Annotated in this window: 15 protein-coding genes and 1 CRISPR repeat array; of the genes, 6 read left to right on the top strand and 9 right to left on the bottom strand. The window is 57.9% G+C overall.

The window, feature by feature from the left end; all coding sequences use genetic code 11:
- Positions 1-6: 6 nt before the first annotated feature.
- Entirely contained in the window at positions 7-579 is a 573-nt protein-coding gene (locus tag ACUW6V_RS16460) for a YbaY family lipoprotein (RefSeq protein WP_041460590.1), read from the bottom strand.
- A 225-nt stretch (positions 580-804) separates the two neighbouring features.
- On the opposite strand from ACUW6V_RS16460, the gene tesB reads away from it, so the two are divergent.
- The gene (gene tesB, locus ACUW6V_RS16455) at positions 805-1,665 is read left to right on the top strand and encodes an acyl-CoA thioesterase II (RefSeq protein WP_088275683.1); all 861 of its coding nucleotides are present in this window, start codon (positions 805-807) and stop codon (positions 1,663-1,665) included.
- Between the two features lie 269 nt (positions 1,666-1,934).
- On the opposite strand, the gene amtB is transcribed toward tesB, so the two are convergent.
- The 5 genes from amtB to ACUW6V_RS16430 form a co-directional block, all read right to left on the bottom strand.
- Complete coding sequence (amtB, locus tag ACUW6V_RS16450) at positions 1,935-3,221, bottom strand: ammonium transporter AmtB (RefSeq protein WP_004387551.1); 1,287 nt, start codon at positions 3,219-3,221, stop codon at positions 1,935-1,937.
- A 31-nt stretch (positions 3,222-3,252) separates the two neighbouring features.
- Positions 3,253-3,591, bottom strand: coding sequence for a P-II family nitrogen regulator (glnK, locus tag ACUW6V_RS16445; protein WP_004387552.1), 339 nt, complete (start codon positions 3,589-3,591; stop codon positions 3,253-3,255).
- A 231-nt stretch (positions 3,592-3,822) separates the two neighbouring features.
- Positions 3,823-5,601, bottom strand: coding sequence for a SmdB family multidrug efflux ABC transporter permease/ATP-binding protein (locus ACUW6V_RS16440; protein WP_004387553.1), 1,779 nt, complete (start codon positions 5,599-5,601; stop codon positions 3,823-3,825).
- On the bottom strand, positions 5,594-7,369 hold the full coding sequence (locus ACUW6V_RS16435; protein ID WP_454038626.1) for a SmdA family multidrug ABC transporter permease/ATP-binding protein: 1,776 nt from the start codon (positions 7,367-7,369) through the stop codon (positions 5,594-5,596). The genes ACUW6V_RS16440 and ACUW6V_RS16435 overlap by 8 nt, the downstream gene beginning before the upstream one ends.
- Positions 7,370-7,426: 57 nt before the next feature.
- Positions 7,427-7,888 carry an Lrp/AsnC family transcriptional regulator gene (locus ACUW6V_RS16430; protein ID WP_004387554.1) on the bottom strand — a complete coding sequence of 154 codons (462 nt, stop codon included), beginning with the start codon at positions 7,886-7,888 and terminating at the stop codon, positions 7,427-7,429.
- A 115-nt stretch (positions 7,889-8,003) separates the two neighbouring features.
- Between ACUW6V_RS16430 and ACUW6V_RS16425 the strand changes: the two genes are divergently transcribed.
- From ACUW6V_RS16425 to ACUW6V_RS16415, 3 genes are all read left to right on the top strand, one after another.
- A complete protein-coding gene (locus tag ACUW6V_RS16425) occupies positions 8,004-9,050 on the top strand; it encodes a PLP-dependent cysteine synthase family protein (protein ID WP_097640862.1) in 1,047 nt (348 codons plus the stop codon).
- Positions 9,051-9,444: 394 nt separating this feature from the next.
- Positions 9,445-9,882: a hypothetical protein gene (locus ACUW6V_RS16420; protein ID WP_007865247.1), complete on the top strand. Its 438-nt coding sequence runs from the start codon at positions 9,445-9,447 to the stop codon at positions 9,880-9,882.
- A gap of 11 nt (positions 9,883-9,893) precedes the next feature.
- On the top strand, positions 9,894-12,563 hold the full coding sequence (locus ACUW6V_RS16415; RefSeq protein ID WP_454038625.1) for a hypothetical protein: 2,670 nt from the start codon (positions 9,894-9,896) through the stop codon (positions 12,561-12,563).
- A gap of 39 nt (positions 12,564-12,602) precedes the next feature.
- On the opposite strand, the gene cof is transcribed toward ACUW6V_RS16415, so the two are convergent.
- Complete coding sequence (cof, locus tag ACUW6V_RS16410; RefSeq protein ID WP_104673903.1) at positions 12,603-13,421, bottom strand: HMP-PP phosphatase; 819 nt, start codon at positions 13,419-13,421, stop codon at positions 12,603-12,605.
- Between the two features lie 91 nt (positions 13,422-13,512).
- Between cof and ACUW6V_RS16405 the strand changes: the two genes are divergently transcribed.
- Together ACUW6V_RS16405 and queC are read left to right on the top strand one after the other, a co-directional pair.
- Positions 13,513-15,243, top strand: coding sequence for an SgrR family transcriptional regulator (locus ACUW6V_RS16405; RefSeq protein WP_105623051.1), 1,731 nt, complete (start codon positions 13,513-13,515; stop codon positions 15,241-15,243).
- Between the two features lie 29 nt (positions 15,244-15,272).
- On the top strand, positions 15,273-15,968 hold the full coding sequence (gene queC, locus ACUW6V_RS16400) for a 7-cyano-7-deazaguanine synthase QueC (protein WP_012125485.1): 696 nt from the start codon (positions 15,273-15,275) through the stop codon (positions 15,966-15,968).
- Here queC and ACUW6V_RS16395 read toward each other — a convergent pair.
- Positions 15,961-16,797 (bottom strand): MBL fold metallo-hydrolase, encoded by an 837-nt coding sequence (locus tag ACUW6V_RS16395; protein ID WP_454038624.1) that lies wholly within the window; start codon positions 16,795-16,797, stop codon positions 15,961-15,963. The two genes, queC and ACUW6V_RS16395, sit on opposite strands and share 8 nt — an antisense overlap.
- Positions 16,798-16,970: 173 nt before the next feature.
- Positions 16,971-18,036: a CRISPR direct-repeat array (repeat unit 29 nt; unit sequence CGGTTTATCCCCGCTCGCGCGGGGAACAG).
- A 213-nt stretch (positions 18,037-18,249) separates the two neighbouring features.
- Positions 18,250-18,648, bottom strand: a complete 399-nt coding sequence (locus ACUW6V_RS16390) for a YbgC/FadM family acyl-CoA thioesterase (RefSeq protein WP_105578901.1) — start codon at positions 18,646-18,648, stop codon at positions 18,250-18,252.
- Between the last annotated feature and the right edge of the window lie 86 nt (positions 18,649-18,734).

Genomic DNA, 18,734 nt, shown 5'->3' with positions numbered 1-18,734 from the left:
GCGGGTTTAGTACGTCGTCGGGGCCGGAACGGCGGAGGACGGCGTGACCTGCGTCGGCGAGGTTGACGGCACGCTTGTCACCGCACCGCCACCAGACTGTACCGGCACCGCGGTCTGCTGCACCGGCACCAGCGTCAGGTCGATTTTGGTGCCACCTTCGTTCACCGCAGGCTGGACGCGGTCGGTGATAAACACCAGCTTATCTTTAACCGTGATCGCCGCACTCAGCAGAACGCGGGCGTTCGGCTGAATGTCGGACGGGTTAAACGGCAGTACGAAGCTGAACGGTGCCTGTTTACCTTCGGTACGCACCACTTTCTGCGCCAGCACTTTCGACGGCGCGTTCGCCTGGGTGGCGTCAGAAAGGGTCACGGTCAGCACGGCGTCCGACGGCAGAGCCACTTTCTGGCGGATCCAGACGGTACCGGAAACGTTCGGCTGCTTAATCACCGGCTTGGTCGCGACGCCGGAAGTATTCGGGTTCGGGGCTGGAACAGCAATATCAGCACTTTTATCCTGCGCGCAACCGGCCAGAGCAACGGCAACGGCTAAACCACTTAACATGTGCACGAGTTTCATGGCGTTCTCCTTATTTTCATTCCACCAGTAAGCGCCAGGCACTCACCAGCGTGAGCTGTTACAACATGTTTGTCGTGCTAAGTGTGGCACATATCACTAATTTTCGCATGGAAACGGGGCGCTATTAAGATTATTTAACCCCTCTGACCAGTTGCCGTTCTGCGTTATAATCGGGATATATTCATTCGCACGGCTGTGCATTTCCCGGTATGTAGAGGACCCTTTATGAGTCAGGCGCTGAGCAACTTACTCGCGTTATTAAATCTGGAAAAAATTGAAGAAGGGCTCTTTCGCGGCCAAAGCGAAGATCTCGGATTACGGCAGGTGTTCGGCGGCCAGGTCGTCGGCCAGGCGCTGTACGCCGCCAAAGCAACGGTGCCGGAAGAGCGTCTGGTGCATTCATTCCACAGCTATTTTCTGCGCCCCGGTGACAGCCAGAAACCCATTGTTTATGACGTGGAAGTGCTGCGCGACGGCAATAGCTTCAGCGCCCGGCGCGTGGCGGCTATCCAGAACGGTAAACCGATTTTTTATATGACCGCGTCGTTCCAGGCGCCGGAAAGCGGCTTCGAGCATCAGAAACCCATGCCGCCTGCGCCCGCGCCTGACGGGCTGAAATCGGAAACGGAGATTGCCCGCTCGCTGGCGCACCTTCTGCCGCCGCAGGTGAAGGACAAATTTCTGTGCGATAAGCCGCTGGAGATCCGCCCGGTAGAGTTTCACAACCCGTTAAAAGGCCACACGGCGAAACCGGAGCGTCAGGTGTGGATGCGCGCCAACGGGCAGATGCCGGACGACGTGCGCGTGCATCAGTCGCTGCTCGGTTACGCATCGGATTTCAATTTCCTGGTGGTGGCGCTGCAACCGCACGGCGTTGGCTTCCTGGAGCCGGGGATGCAGGTGGCGACCATCGATCATTCGATGTGGTTCCACCGCCCGTTCGATATGAACCAGTGGCTGCTTTACAGCGTGGAGAGTACGTCCGCCTCCAGCGCCCGCGGTTTTGTGCGCGGTGAGTTTTATACGCAGGACGGCGTGCTGGTCGCCTCGACCGTGCAGGAAGGCGTGATGAGAAAGCGCGGATAATTTTTTTGCGACCCGGCGGGTGACCCGCCCTACGTTTAATACAGTCTATGTGAGCGTCTTTTGTAGGGTGGGTAAGCAAAGCGCACCCACCTTTACATTCATAGCCCCTTTCATGGCGGGTGCGCGTGGCTTACCCGTCCTACGTTTAATACAGTCTATGTGATCGTCTTTTGTAGGGTGGGTAAGCGAAGCGCACCCACCTTGCCACTCGCCCCCATAAAAAACCTCCCGCATGCGGGAGGTTTTTTGCTCCGGAGATAACGCCGCTATCAAGCGTTGTAGGCGTTCTCGCCGTGGCTGTTGACATCCAGCCCTTCGCGCTCCTGCTCTTCGGAGACACGCAGGCCCACGGTCAAATCCGCCGCTTTATAGGCGATAAACGCGACCACAGCGGACCAGACAACGGTAATGGCGATGCTCTCAAGCTGCACCAGCACCTGATGACCCATCGTCACGCCCGCGGCGTAACCCACACCGCCAAGCGATGTTGAGGCAAAAATACCGGTCAGGATGCAACCCACAATCCCACAGACGCCATGCACGCCGAATACGTCGCACGGGTCGTCAACGCGCAGCCAGCGTTTCAGCAGCGTGACGCCCCACAAGCCCGCCAGACCTGCCGCGATACCCACGATAAGCGAGCCGCCCACGCCGATGTAGCCGCACGCAGGCGTCACGCCCACCAGACCGGCAATGGCGCCGGAACATGCGCCCAGCAGCGACGGCTTACCGCGCAGCGCCCATTCACCAAACACCCACGCAAGAATGGCCGCCGCCGTTGCAACAACCGTGTTCACAAACGCCAGACCTGCGATTTCGTTGGCGGCGCTGGCGGAGCCGGCGTTAAAGCCGAACCAGCCGAAATAAAGGATTGCAGTGCCGGTAAAGACCATCGGCAGGTTATGCGGTTTAAACGCTTCTTTGCCGAAGCCAACGCGCTTGCCAACCAGATACGCACCCACCAGACCCGCTACCGCCGCGTTAATGTGCACCACGGTGCCGCCCGCGAAATCCAGCGCGCCGTCAGAGGCCAGCAGGCCGCCGCCCCAGACCATATGCGCAATCGGCACATAGGAGAAGGTGAGCCACACCGCCACGAAGATCAGCACGGCCGAGAAGCGGATGCGTTCCGCCAGCGCGCCGACGATAAGCCCCACGGTGATACAGGCGAAAGAGCCCTGGAACGCGACGTGAATATACTGATAGAAGGTGCCCATCAGGTCGGTAATTTTAATGCCCTTCAGCAGCAGCCAGTCGACGTTGCCAAAGAAGCTGCCGCCGCTGCCGAACGCCAGCGAGTAGCCATAGACCACCCAAAGGACGCAGACCAGCGCGAACGCGACAGACACCTGCGTCAGCATCGAGAGCACGTTTTTCGCGCGGATAAGACCGCCGTAAAACAGCGCAAGCCCCGGGATGGTCATAAAGAGCACCAGCGCGGTGCAGATCATCATAAAAGCGTTATCGGCTTTGTCCGCCACCGCGGGCGCCGCCAGGGCAATACCTGGCAGAAGAGCAAGCAGGCCGAAACCCGATTTGAAAGCTGTGTGTTTCATTTTGTGCATTCCTGTAACGGTTGGCCAGAAATCAGAGAGCCGCTTCGTCGGCTTCGCCGGTACGAATACGAATCACGCGTTGCAGTTCGGCGACAAAAATTTTGCCGTCGCCAATTTTTCCGGTCCACGCGGCCTTGCTGACCACCTCGATCACTTCATCCAGCTGATCGTCGGCGATTGCCACGTCGATTTTTACTTTCGGCAGGAAGTTCACGCTGTATTCGGCGCCGCGGTAAAGCTCGGCATGGCCTTTCTGGCGCCCGAACCCTTTCACTTCGGTGACGGTAAGCCCCTGAATGCCAATGGTGGAGAGTGCTTCACGCACGTCTTCCAGTTTGAACGGTTTGATTACCACGGTAACCAGCTTCATAGATCCCCTCCAGTCAGAAATGGGTAATGCGGCAGCGACGATAAACAGGTAAAGCAAGCGGCGTGCCAGGAATAGAAAAGCGCGCGGCGGCGGCAAAAACTGCGGCAGGAAAGCAGGATTAATTGAATGAAACGGAAGGCAGAAAAGAAAAACGCACCATGCGAGTGCACGGTGCGTTACATTTTTGCACCACTAACGATGCGTGTTAGCAGAACGCCTGATTTTGGTGCATCAGGCGCTGAGCGGCTCCTCTTTCGCGGCGGCCTGTAGCTCTTCACCCGCAAGCTGGAGCTGATACATCTGCCAGTAGCGTCCGCGCGCCTCAAGCAGCGCCTGATGGCTGCCCCGCTCTACCGCCTGCCCGCGATGCAGCACCAGAATGGTGTCGGCTTCCACGATCGTTGAGAGGCGATGCGCGATAACCACCAGCGTTGTGTGCGGCCGGATAGCGGCCAGCGCGTGCTGAATCGCCTGCTCGGTGCCGGAATCAATATTCGCCGTCGCCTCATCAAGGATAAGGATTTGCGGCGCGTCCACCAGCACGCGCGCCAGCGCCAGCAACTGTTTCTGCCCGACGGAGAGATTATTGCCCTGCTCGCCAAGGCGGGTATGAATGCCCTCGCTCATGCCGCGCGCCAGCTCGGCCAGTTGTACCGTTTCCAGCACCTCCCAGACGCGCGCTTCGTCGATATCACGCCCGAGCGTGACGTTCGCGAAGAACGAATCGGCCAGCACGACAGGATCCTGCTGTACCATCGCCACGCCTTTACGCAGCACGCCGTGGCTGAGCGAGGCGAGCGGTCGGCCATCAAGGCGGATTTCGCCACTGCTGAGCGGGTAATACCCCATCAGCAGGCTCGCGAGCGTACTTTTGCCGCTGCCGGTATGACCGACCAGCGCCACGAAGTGACGGGACGGCACCGAGAGCGAAATGTCTTTCAGCACGAACTGATCGTCGCGATAGGCGAAAGAGACGTTATCCACCTCAATCGCCCCGCTCGTGAGCGGGCGCTCGTCGTGGCCGTAATCCTGGCGCGGCCTGTCCATCAACTCGAACACACGTTCGCCCGCCACCAGCGCCTGCTGCAAAATCGACTGCTGAGTGGTGAGCTCAATCAGCGGCTCGTTAAGACGGCCCAGATAGCTGATAAACGCATAGAGAACCCCCACCTGAATCGTCCCGATGGCGGTGAAGCCGAACAGCATCAGCAGGCCGCACAGCACCAGCGCGGAAAAGAGGCTCAGCAACGGACGCAGCAGAAAGCCATCCAGGCGTAGCGTCTGCATTCGCGCCAGATAGTGCGAATGGCTGGCGGCGTTCATGCGCTCGCCAAAGCGCGTCTGCTGGCGAAACTGCTGGATGACATTCATACCGCTGATGACTTCATTAAAGCCGTCGTTGATGTCCGCCAGATAAGTTCGCACCCGGCGTACAATCGGCGTGCTGTAGCGCTGATAAATCATCATGACGATAAGCACCGCCGGGAAGATAGTGATGGCCACCAGCGCCATGCGCCAGTCGAGGCTGAACATCGCCACCAGCATCGCGCCGATAAGCGCGGCGCTGCGCAACACCGTCGCCACGACCGTGACATAGAGATCGCGGATCACCTCGGTATCGTTAGTGACGCGCGAAATCAGCTGCCCCACCGGCTGCGTGTCGAACGCGCTGAGCGGCTGGCGCAGCGCGGCATCCATTACATCAGTACGCAACTGTTGCACCACGCCCACCGCCGCCTGGTTAAACAGCAGCGCCTGCCAGTAATGCAGCCCGGCGGCGAGAATTTGCAGCAGCACGTAGGCGAACGCCAGCCCGGCCACCAGCCCCAGCGGCAGCTGGTTTTTCGCGACCAGGTTGTCGATGAAATAGCTGATGAGCGCGGGGCCGGTCACTTCCGCGGCGGCAGCCACCCACAGCATCAGCACCGCGCCGCCGAGCGGTTTACGCCACGGCGAGCCATACGCCAGCAGACGTTTCAGCGTCGGCCAGCTTTTTACGGTATTACGCATTCAGCGCCTCCTCATCGTGCTCTTCCGGCGCGTCGTCCAGCGCCGCTTCGAGCTGCTGATAGCGATACATATCCCGGTACCAGCCGGGCTGTGCCGCAAGCGCCTCATGACGCCCGCGCTGCGCCACCTGGCCGTGTTGCAGCACCAGAATTTCGCTGGCTTCGGTCAGCGCCGACAGCCGGTGCGCGCTGATGATGACAGTACGGTTTTCGCCCCACTGGCGCAGGTTATGCAGAATCTGGTGTTCAGTACGCCCGTCAACGGCGGAGAGCGCGTCATCCAGCACCAGAATTTCGGCCTCCAGCAGCAGCGCGCGGGCAATAGAGATGCGCTGCTTCTGCCCGCCGGAGAGCATCACGCCGCGCTCGCCGACCTGGGTGTCATACCCCTGCGGCAGACGCAGAATATCGTCATGCACGCAGGCGAGTTTCGCCGCCTGTTCTATCTCTTCCTGCGTGGCGTCCGGCTTGCCAAGCGCGATATTGCTGGCGACCGTATCGGAGAATAAGAACGGCGTCTGGTTGACGACCGCAAGCCGTCCACGCCAGTCATCCAGATGCACGCGGTCAAGCGAGACGTCATGGAACGTAATCTCCCCTGCGTCGAGATCGAAATGGCGCTGGATAAGCGACAGCACGCTGGTTTTCCCGGCGCCGGTCGGGCCGCACAGCCCCAGCATCTGGCCGGGTTTCAGCGTGAACTGCACGTTACGCAGCGTATCGCGCGCGGCATGTGGATAGCGGAATTCGCGGATAGCCACGTTCAGCACACCGCGCCCGGCGGGCAGCGACGCCTGGCCATCTTTCACTACCGGCGCCTCCGCCAGCAGCGCGCGAATGCGGCTGTACGCCGCGCTGCCGCGCTCGACAATGTTAAACATCCATGCCAGCGCCAGCATTGGCCAGATCATCAGGCCCAGATACATCGTAAAGCTGGTGAGCTGGCCGAGCGTCAGCGTGCCGTTCATCACCATCCAGCTGCCGCCGCCGATGGCCAGCAGGTTCGCCATGCCAATCGCGATATAAATCGTCGGGTCGAAACGGGCGTCCACGCGCGCCACACGCAGGTTTTTCACGCCGGTATCGCGCGCGTCTTCAGAAAACAGCGCCGACTGTCTGTCTTCCAGGCCGAACGCTTTAATCATGCGGATGCTGGTCAGGCTCTCCTGCGTTCTGTCGTTCAGCGATGAGAACGCCGCCTGCGCGGCCTTGAAACGGTGGTGTAGCTGATCGCCGTAGCGCTTGATGACAATCGCCATCACCGGCATCGGCAACAGCGCCAGTAACGTGAGCTGCCAGCTGATCTGCGTACACATGATGATCAGCACCGCGCAGCCCATCACCAGTGAATCGACCAGCGTCAGCACGCCCTCGCCGGCGGCGAAGACCACGCGGTCAACATCGTTAGTGGCGCGCGCCATCAAATCACCGGTGCGATGGCGCAGATAGAATTCCGGATGCTGGCGGCTGAGCTGGCGGTAAAAATCGCGCCGCAGTTCAACGGCAAGCTGATAGGACGCGCCAAAAAGCAACACACGCCAGACGTAGCGCAGCAGATAAACCACTATCGCAATCACCACCAGCAGGCCCACCCACAGCAGCACCTGGCGCGTGGTGTAGTGGTGTTGAGTGACGCCATCGACAACGTAGCCCACCACTTTTGGCGGCACCAGTTGCAGAATGGCGATAACAATAAGCAGGGCAACCGCGCCGAGGTAGCGACGCCACTCCCGGCTAAAATACCAGCTTAACTGAGCAAATAATCGCACGCGAAATTCCTGATTGGTCTGATGATAAAGCGCGGGCGTCGTGGCAAGCCAGACGGTTCAGCGCTTAAGCGGCAGGGCCGTGGTGTATTTTATCTGCTCCATGGCGAAGCTCGACGTGACATCTGACAGCCCCGGTACCCGGTTGACCAGACGTTTATAAAAGTCATCATAGCTTTTCATATCGGCCACCTGTACCCGCATAAGGTAGTCGTATTCGCCCGCCATGCGCCAGAAACCGAGCACTTCCGGCATCTCCTCCACCACCGCGACAAACTGACTGTACCAGTCGCTGCTGTGATGCTGCGTTTTGATCAGCATAAAAGCGGTGAGGCCGAGGCCGAGTTTTTCCGGGTCGAGCAGCGCGACGCGCTTAATAATATAGCCGTCATCTTCAAGCCGCCGGAGCCGCTTCCAGCAGGGCGTCGTCGTCAGATTAACGGCATCGGCGAGCGCCTGCAAAGAGAGCGTCGCGTCCTCCTGAAGCAGCGCCAGCAGTCTGCAATCAATTTTATCTAACATTCCCGATTCCTGTAGAAAATTTTTCTCTCATATCAGCAACAGGCAGGCTAAATGGCAACTTATTTTCCTGAAAGATGCTTTACGCTGGGCACAAATTGATAAACCGGAACGTATCATGTCCAGCACCTGGGTTCACCACGCCATTAATGAGATCCACGCCGACGCCCGGCGATCCGCGGATACCCATTTGATCCGCTTTACCCTGCCCGCTTTTCCGGGCATCTGGTTCTATCTGAAAGATGAAAGCACGCACCCTACCGGCAGCCTGAAGCACCGTCTGGCGCGCTCGCTGTTTTTATACGGCCTGAGCAACGGCTGGATCCGCGAAGGCACGCCGATTATCGAGGCCTCTTCCGGCTCAACCGCGGTTTCCGAAGCCTGGTTTGCCCGCATGCTGGGCCTGCCGTTTATCGCCGTAATGCCCGCCTGTACCGCACGGCGCAAAGTGGAACAGATTGAGTTTTACGGCGGCCGCTGCCACTTCGTGCAGAGCGCCTGTGAAATTTACGAGGCCTCCGAGGTGCTCGCCCGCGAGCTGCGTGGCCGTTATATGGATCAGTTTACCTACGCCGAGCGCGCGACCGACTGGCGCGGCAACAACAATATCGCCGACAGTATTTTCCGGCAGATGGCAGGCGAGCCGCACCCGGTTCCTGATTACATCGTGATGAGCGCCGGTACCGGCGGTACATCGGCCACCATTGGCCGCTATCTGCGTTATCAGGGGCACGCCACGCGCTTGATGGTGGTCGACCCTGAGAACTCGGTGTTTTACGATTACTGGCAGCAGCGCGACAGCGAGCTGAAAAGCAATGTCGGCAGCCGCATTGAAGGGATTGGCCGTCCGCGCGTTGAGCCCTCTTTTATTCCTGATGTTATCGATGAAATGTTGCAGGTGCCGGATGCCGCGAGCGTGGCGGCGATGCAATGGCTTAGCGAACTGCTGGGCCGCAAAGTGGGTGCTTCCACCGGCACCAACATGTGGGGCGCGCTGCAGCTGGCCGCGCGGATGCGTGAAGAAGGCCGCAGCGGCGCTATCGTTACGCTGCTGTGTGACAGCGGCGAGCGGTATCTGGAAACTTATCACAACCCGGAATGGGTGGCGGCCTCGATTGGCGATATCACGCCCTGGCGCGCAGCCATTCAGGAACTCGTGGGTTAAGATGGAAAGGTGAAGATCAAAGCGGCGAACCTTCGCCGCTTTTTATATGCATCATGCTTTTAAATTTATGTCACGCCCTGTTTATTCCAAAAATATAAAATAAAAACATTCCTGAAATCTATGCATATAATTTATTGATAAAATAAAACAATACAACTCCATCGTAATTATTTATTTTCATACTTTTGAAATAGCGAAGAATCACTTTTAAGAATTTATTAAAATCTATCTTGATAAACTCTGTATAAAATCACCTTTCTTTCTCCCGGTATACTGGCCTAATGCAGCGCGCTGTTTGTGGTTAGCCAGTCTATTACTGGACATATTTCGGATCATCCCGGCCAGATTGCGCAGGGATTGCTGGCATTCTGTAATCAGACACATAAGAGATAATATGTTGGACAAAAAAATCCTTTATATCGCTGCGATGATGATGTCTTTAAGCGCCTGTACCACCGCCCCTAAAAGCGCCCCGGTAAAAAGCAATGTGTCGCAGACGCCTGTCGTCCCCGCACAGCCTGCCCCGACGCCGGTTGAATCCATGAATCAGTTAGCCCCCGTCAGCAGTGATACCAAACTGCGTCTTGAACGCTGCCTCGCGGAGACTAAACACCTTTCAGATATTAATCGTGAAAAATATCGTGAGCAGATCGACACGCTATATCGCAGCATTAAAGCCACACAATATTACGCCTCTATCAGTAACGATCTGTCCAATATTATGGTGGAAACCATCACTCCGCTGTATCAATTCCGCGTCAATGACGCCTGCAATACAATTTCTCAGTCTCTTCTGGCCGAGCTGAAAAAAGGCGCAGGGCTTGCTAAATGAGAGGTGATGGGATGAAGGGAAGTATTAAAAGCCATAAAAGCGCGATCGCTGTTTTACTGGCGCTCGCACTGAGCGGACAGTCGTCCTGGGCTGCGCAAAATAGCGCTGCCGTTCAGGGAAATGATTTTCTGTCGTCAATTCAGCAAATCGAAGTGAAGCAGATAGACTTCCCTGCCCCCACCCATCGTCAACAAACGCCATCCGCTTCCCGGGCGCAAATCAACGATCTCCAGCAGGAGATCGCTCGCCTGAAAAAACAGCTTAAAGCTGCGGAACAAGAGAAGAAAAGCCTCAGCGCTCCCAGCGATCTTCAGGCGCAAAACACGCAACTGCTGAAAGACAATAGCGCGCTTGCGAAAGAGAACGATCGCCTCTCCCGCAGCCTGCAAAACGCGCAGCGCGAACAAGGTGCTACCAGCACGCAACAGGCCGCGCGCATTGAAGCGCTGGAGCAGAAAACCGCGGAGCTTCAGGCGTCGCTTGCCAGCAAAACCGAAGCACTGGCGCAACTCAAAAAATCAAGCAACAGCCAGGCGGCGAGCGAAAGCGCACTGCAAAAACAGATTGCGCGTCTTGAAACAGAAAAAGCCGCCATCACAGAGCGCAATACGCAAGACACCGCGCGTTTTAACCGCGACATGCAGGCACTGCGCAATGAACTGAATAAGCGCGCTGATGAACTGGTGGCGCTGAAAAATACAGGCGATAAACGCGCGCAGAGCGAAAGTGCGCTGCAAAAACAGCTTGCACAGCTGGAAAAAGAGAAAACGGCGCTGACGGCGCAAAGTGCGCAGAGCATCGATGCCGCTAATAAAAAAGCGCAGGCGCTGCAGGCAGAGCTTGATAAACGCACCGCCGAACTCGCCGCGCTCCAGAAGGCAGGCAGCGAGCACGAGAAGAGCCAGAGCGCGCTGGAAAAACAGCTTGCACAACTGGAGCGCGAGAAAGCGGTGCTGACGGCGAAAAGTGCGCAGAGCATCGACGCCGCAAATAAAGAAGTGCAGGCGCTGCAGGCGGAGCTTGATAAACGCAGTGCCGAACTCGCCGCGCTCCAGAAGACAGGCAGCGAGCGCGAGAAGAGCCAGACCTCGCTGCAAAAGCAACTCACGCAGCTTGAACAAGAAAAAGCGGCGCTGACGGCGCAAAGTGCGCAGGGAATCGACACCGCTAATAAAAAAGCGCAGGTGCTGCAGGCGGAGCTTGATAAACGCAGTGCCGAACTCGCCGCGCTCCAGAAGACAAGCAGCGAGCACGAGAAGAGCCAGAGCGATTTGCAAAAACAGCTGGCGCAACTGGAAAAAGAGAAAGCGGCGCTGACGGCGCAAAATGAGAAGAGCATCGGTGCACTGAACAAACAGCTCGCGCAGCTTGAGGAAGAGAAAGCCTCGCTCACCGAGCAGAACAGCCTGCTGATGAAGAACAGCTCGCTTAGCAAAGAAGAGAAAGCGAAACTGCAAAAAGCGCAGGCGGAGCAGACCGCGTTGCTTGAGAAAAATCAGGCGGCAGAAGCCGCGCTTAAGGCGCAGATCGCCGCTCTTACGGAAAAACTCAACGCCTCGACAACGCTTGCCGCCACCTCGCAGGAAAAAGTCGCGGCCCTTGCCTCAGAGCTTGCCAGCCTGAAAGGCAGCCAGAGCGAAAAAGCGCAGGCGCTGCAGAGTCAGCAACAGCAGGCCGCGCAGATTGGCGCGGCAAAAGAAGCGCTCACTCAGCAGCTTGCTGCCGCCCAGGCAGATATCGCTACGCTGAAGCAGTCGCTGGCAGAAAAAGAGAACCGTTTACAGCAGTCGGATAAAGCGCTGCTCGCGCTGAAAGAAGAGGCACAGTCGACCAAAGCGCTGACTACCGCCTCCGCCACCAGCCAGCAAAAAACACAGGCTGAGCTGGATACGCTTAAACGCGTGAATGAAGAACTTAACGCCAAACTGGCCAGCCTGAGTGCGGAAAACACGGCGCAAAAAGCGCAGGCCGAGAAAGAAAAAGCGGAGCTGCTGGCGCAGGCAGAAAAACTGAAAGCCGACGCGGCAACGCAGGTGCAAACAGTGGCGGCGACGAAAGCGGAACCGGAAGTCAACGCCGCGGCGCTTAAGGATAAAGCCAATAAGCAGTCCTATGCGAACGGCGTGATGTTCTCAAGGCTGGTGCAAAAGAGCATGGATCAGATGGCTGATCTTGGCATTAAAACCAATCTCCCCATCCTGCTGGCAGGCATTAAAGACGGCCTGGCGCAAAACGTCGCGGTCGAGCCAAAAACGCTGCTGTCGCTGCATGAGTCGATGCTGAAAGAGCTTTCCAGCCGCGAAGAGAAAAAGTATCAGGCGGGTATTGATCAGCTTGAAAAAGCCACCGCGAAGAAAAAACTGCTCAAGCGTAATAAATCGCTGTTCTTTGTGCAGGCGAAGGCTGGCAAAAAAGCCATCGCGCCGGGCGAGACCGTTAACGTCACGTTTAAAGAGGCAACGTATGAAGGCCGCGTGATCAACAATAACGCCAATGTGCCGGTCACCTATGACGAAAACCTGCCGTATATCTTCCAGCAGGCGCTGGAGCTCGGTAAACGGGGCGGTGTGATGGAGGTTTACTGCTTCGCAGGCGATCTCTATAACCCGGATACCATGCCGCCGGATCTCTTCAACTATTCACTGATGAAGCTGACGGTCACTATCAGCGGTGGGAAATAAAAAAAGCCGGGGTTTACCCCGGCTTGCTGGAATGCCTCATCATTCGGGGGAATAATCAAGGTGTGGATTGTCCAGCCAATGCGTCAAATAGTGGGCGACCGCCTGTCTGCTGCAGTGCCCGATCACTGGCAGATGCGGGAGCTCTGCCAGAAGCTGCGGCATCGCGTTGCCCATAATCAGCCCCTTCCCTGCCAGCGATAACATTTCGCGGTCGTTCATGGCGTCACCGAACGCCATACAATCCGCCATCGTAATACCCAGATGCTGGCTCAACGCCTGCAGCGCCGCGCCTTTATTACATCCCGGCGGCAGCACCTCCAGACAGTCGAGCGCGGAAAAACAAATATGTGCCTGCGAACCAAGCGCCTGAGAAAGCTTAACGCGCAGCTCACACAGCGCGTCGTGATCGGCAACAAAGCAGATTTTCGTCACCTGATGGGCGGGAAGCCGCTTCAGATCGGTGAGCTGATAGCGAAACCCGCTCCAGGCGTGCGCGTCCAGCAGCGCCGGATCGTCGTTATCCGTCAGCCAGCCGCTGTCGTTAAACACGTGCAGACTGGCTGATGTATCCCAGTGGCCATGCAGCACGGCTTCCGCTACCTGCGGCGATAAATCTTCAGCGAACAGTAGCTCGCCCGACGGCGCATGAATACGCGTACCGTTGCCGGTAATGAGGAACGCCTCCAGCGCGATTTTTTGCAGCATCTGTCGCATTTCCAGCAAATGGCGACCGGTTGCAAACGCCAGCGTCACGCCGCGCTGATGCAAACGGTGCAGCGCCATCTGTGTGGCTTCACCAAGCTGATGGTCAGGCATCAGCAGCGTGCCATCCATATCAAAAGCAGCCAGTCGCGCCATGGTTCGTCTCCCTCTGTCGGTTGACTTGCAGTATTGCCTGGCATATACGGAACTAATAGTGAAGAGTTAGGAAAAATCGTTCCGGGTTTATATGCGCCTTCTGAATCGGCTTAATCAATTTCAGCGTTTGTGGCAGCCTTCCGAGGGCGCGCCGCAGGCCGTGACTATCAGCGAGCTCGCCGCGCGTTGTTTTTGCAGTGAACGCCACATACGCACGCTGCTTCGCCAGCTTGAACAGCACGGCTGGCTGCGCTGGCGCGCGCAGTCGGGCCGCGGCAAGCGGGGCGAGCTGATCTTTCTGGTATCGCCGCACACCGTGCGCGCCGGCATGATGGAAACGGTGTTAAGCCAGGGGCAGACGCATAATGCGCTGGCGCTCGCACAGCTGGCGTCCGGGCAACTGCGCCAGTTACTGCATCCGTTTCTGGGCGGCCAGTGGCATAACGACACGCCGACGCTGCGCATTCCCTACTATCGCCCGCTGGAGCCGCTCAAGCCCGGCTTTTTGCCCGGCCGCGCCGAGCAGCATCTCGCCCGCCAGATTTTCAGCGGCCTGACGCGCTTTAACCCCGACACCGCGCGCCCGGAAGGCGATATGGCGCACCACTGGCGCGTTTCGCCGGACGGGCTCAGCTGGTGGTTTTATCTGCGCCCTACCCTGCACTGGCACAATCACGAGCCGGTAGACGCCTGGCAACTCCGCCAGCGGCTGCAACAACTGCTTGAGCTGGAGACGCTGCGCCAGCTTTTCGCGAGTGTCAGAGAGATTACGGTGGAGCATAAGCACTGCCTGCGTTTTGAACTCACGCGCCCGGATCACTGGCTCGCGTGGCGTCTTGCCAGTCACGGCTGTTATCTGGCGCATCCGGATGACACAACGATCGGCAGCGGGCCATTCCGGCTCGCCACGTTTACGCCTGAGCTGGTGCGCATTGAAAGCCACGATCGCTGTCATCTCGGGCATCCGTTGCTGAACGCGGTTGAATACTGGATAACGCCCGGACTCTTCGACAGCGCGCTCGGCACCAGTTGCCGTCATCCGGTGCAGATAGCCATCGGGCAGCAGGAAGAACTCGTACATCTGCGCCCCGTCAGCAACAGCATCAGCCTCGGGTTCTGTTATCTCGGCATCCGGCAAAACGGACGGCTCTCACACGCGCAGGCGCGCTGGCTGATGCAACGGGTTCACCGCAGTGGCATGATAGATTCCCTGCCGCTTGATGAGCATCTGATTACGCCAAGCAGTGAACTGCTACCGGGCTGGCATCTGCCGCAATGGCCCGACGAGCCTCCGCCACCGCTGCCGCCCTCGCTGACGCTGGTCTATCATCTGCCGGTGGAATTGCCGGTAATGGCACGCCAGCTTCAGCATGAGCTGGCACAGCGTGGATGCACGCTCACGCTGCATTTTCATAACGCGAAAAACTGGGACGGCTGTACGCAACTGGCGCAGGCGGATATCGTCATGGGTGACAGGCTGATTGGCGAAGCGCCGGAATATACGCTGGAGCAGTGGCTGCGCTGCGATCCGCTCTGGCGGCATCTGTTAACAGGCCCACAGCGGGCGCATCTGGAAGCCACTCTTGACGCGGTGCAAAGCCACCCTGATGAACAGAGCCGTCACGCGGCGCTGCGCGAAGTATGGCAGACGCTGATGCACGACGCCGTTATCACTCCGCTCTTTAATTATCGTTACCAGATAAGCGCGCCGCCGGGCGTGAACGGCATCGAACTGAACGCGCTCGGCTGGTTTGATTTTAGCCGCGCGTGGCTGCCGCCGCCGCAAGAAGCTGGTGGACGCGACGGTGCGGCGCTACCATAACGGTTTTGCTACTCAATGACAGGGGCTTTATGAAACGTGCCGTTGTGGTCTTCAGCGGAGGCCAGGACTCCACCACCTGCCTGATTCAGGCGTTACATCAATATGATGAAGTGCATTGCGTCACGTTCGATTACGGCCAGCGCCATCGTGCGGAGATTGATGTCGCCAGCGCCCTTGCCGCATCGCTGGGCGCGCGGGCGCATAAAGTGCTGGATGTGACGCTGCTTAACGAACTCGCGGTCAGCAGCCTGACGCGCGACAGCATCCCGGTGCCGGATTACGATCCTGACGCCGAAGGCCTGCCGAGCACTTTTGTGCCTGGCCGCAATATTCTCTTCCTGACGCTGGCCTCGATTTACGCGTATCAGGTGCAGGCGGAGGCGGTGATTACCGGCGTGTGCGAGACCGATTTTTCCGGCTATCCGGATTGCCGCGATGAATTTGTCAAAGCGCTGAATCATGCCGTTGCGCTCGGCATGGCGCGCGACGTGCGTTTTGAAACGCCGCTGATGTGGCTTAACAAAGCCGAAACCTGGGCGCTCGCCGATTACTGGGGCAAGCTTGATGTCATCCGCCACCAGACCCTTACCTGCTATAACGGCATTCAGGGTGATGGCTGCGGCGAATGCGCGGCCTGCCACCTGCGCGCCAACGGCCTTAGCCAGTATGAGGCCGATAAGCCTGCCATTATGGCCGCCATGAAACAGAAAACCGGGCTTAAATAGCCAGGTTTTTCCCGCTTAACCGTTCAAACTCGCGGGCGTCGTGGCTGCAAAACAGGGTCACGCCCGCGCTGGCGTCAGCGGCCAGAAGCCGAAGGCGCTTCTGGTTCGCAAGCCTCGCGGCTTTATCTTTTTGCATCATCCACTGATAAAAGCGCAGGCCCGGCGTACAGTGTGGGTCTGCCGCCATTTCATCGCGATAGAACCACGCATCGCCGCCGTGCAGTAACCAGCCCTGCGGCGTATCAATCGCCACACCTGCGTGCCCTTCCGTATGCCCCGGCAGCGGGATTAACAGGATATCCGGCGGCAAACCATCGAGCGCGCGCACCGCGCTGAAACCAAACCACGCCTCGCCATGTGGATGATAGCCATGCCAGCCGGAACGATTTCCCCATTGCCCCGGACGATAGCGCGCGCTGTCAAGCCACGTGCCGCGCCCTTCTGCAGCCGTCATTTCACGCTGCATCAGATGCACCTGCGCCTGCGGGAAATCGCTCAGCCCGCCGGCATGATCGAAATCCAGATGCGTCAGCACAATGTGTCGGACGTCCTCCGGCTTAAAGCCGAGCGCTTTAATATTGTGCAGCGCCGTTAATGATTCCCGGTACTGGATATTATTCAGCGCCCGGAAAAAGAGTGGTAAACGGCGGCGCGGATGGCGCATATCGTCACAGCCAAAGCCGGTATCCACCAGCACCAGCCCGTGATGGTCGGTTTCAATCAGCAGGCAGTGGCAGATGAGGTGCGCGTGCAGCCCTTTACTGAAGCCATCGTACAGCGCACCGCCCAAAGGACACATACAACCGCAGTTGAGATGGTGTACTCGCATAGCCTCTCCTTCGTTGCGCAGTGTTCAAAATTTAACAAGGGCTTTGAAGTATAAACGTTACTGAAGAATGTGGCGGGAAAGGGGGCGGCGAGTGACAGACGCGAAGAGCCTGGGCGGTTTATTACGGCTGGTGGGAAACGGAGATTTTGCAGCGTGTTCGCCAGGTCAGCGTTCGGTTTGTCCCCGCTCGCGCGGGGAACAGGGTGTCCAGATAAATAGCGGCAACACCACCAGCGGTTTATCCCCGCTCGTGCGGGGAACAGTTCTCTGACACGTCAGAACGCCAGCCAATAATCGGTTTATCCCCGCTCGCGCGGGGAACAGGCCCAGCTCGCTCTGCAGGTGCGTGTCCTTCTCGGTTTATCCCCGCTCGCGCGGGGAACAGGGCGCTGCCCTCAATCATGACGGCCATCAGAACGGCTTATCCCCGCTCGCGCGGGGAACAGGTGAGACGGTCAATGATGTTCGTATAGTCGCGCGGTTTATCCCCGCTCGCGCGGGGAACGGCCGCGTACTGAATGAAACCCCCGCCACCGACGCGGTTTATCCCCGCTCGCGCGGGGAACGGCGCTGCCGGATGGTCAGGCTACCACGCAAGGACGGTTTATCCCCGCTCGCGCGGGGAACAGGCGTGGCGGTAACGGCGTATATTCAGGAAACACGGTTTATCCCCGCTCGCGCGGGGAACAGCATGTTCCGGCAGCGCGTTAACAGCGCGTCGCCGGTTTATCCCCGCTCGCGCGGGGAACAGCTCACCGGTATATCGTTCAGGCCGAACCAAATCGGTTTATCCCCGCTCGCGCGGGGAACAGTGTGGCCCATAAAGACCTCTTTAAAAGATGCTCGGTTTATCCCCGCTCGCGCGGGGAACAGTGAGAGATAATGACGAACCGTGCGAGGGTCTACGGTTTATCCCCGCTCGCGCGGGGAACAGGGAAGCCGGAGTGGATCGAATCGGCGGTATTACGGTTTATCCCCGCTCGCGCGGGGAACAGTCTCCTGTCTTGGTTATGAGCGATATTGCTCACGGTTTATCCCCGCTCGCGCGGGGAACAGTGGATAGCGTTTAGCGCGTCCTGAGCAGTTAGCGGTTTATCCCCGCTCGCGCGGGGAACAGACGCGAACGGAAATTGGCCTGTTGATTGCGCTCGGTTTATCCCCGCTCGCGCGGGGAACAGGCTACCCACCTGGATAATGCCATCTTCGAAAACGGTTTATCCCCGCTCGCGCGGGGAACAGACTAAAAGTAACCCTTTGTACTGAATGGCATTTTTTCGCCTTCCACATCCTACCAACATTTTTACAACAACCCATCTTGTTAAAGAACGGCTGCCCTGTTGATTTTGAAGGCGTTTTTTCGCGACGCTTGTGGGCTGTTAACATCTACCGGATTGTTCACCCTGTGCGGTGATAAATCCATGATTGCCAGCACACGCGCCACTTTTGCAGAATTTACCCTGTGATTTTTTCCAGTTTTTCACGCAACTCGCCCTCAATCGGTAAGGCTTTCTGCGTTTTCAGATCGATACATACGAAAGTGATCAGCGCATCGGCGACCACTTCGCCTTCCGGCTCAAGCGTAATGACCTGGCTTAAGACCCCGCTTTTACCGTTAAGCTGATTCACCTGGCTCGTTACCGTCAACAGATCGCCAAGCACGGCGGGCCGACGGTAGTTGATATTGATGTTGGCGACGATAAACGCGATGTTGTTCGCCATCATCCATTTGAAGCTTTCGTCGTTTTCCAGCCCATCCCAGCGGGCTTCTTCAAGAAATTCCAGATAACGCGCATTGTTCACGTGCTGATAAACATCCATGTGATACCCGCGCACTTTGATTTGAGTCTGCATAGCGCTTGAACCTTTTCTTTTTGTAAGGGATACAGAGTGATATAAAAACAGAGGTCACACCACTGGTATGACCTCTTTAGTCTGGC

It is taken from the genome of Cronobacter sp. 153480017-3, from assembly GCF_053627815.1.
Note: the sequence above shows the minus strand (reverse complement) of the source record. Positions and strands in the feature narration are given on the sequence as shown.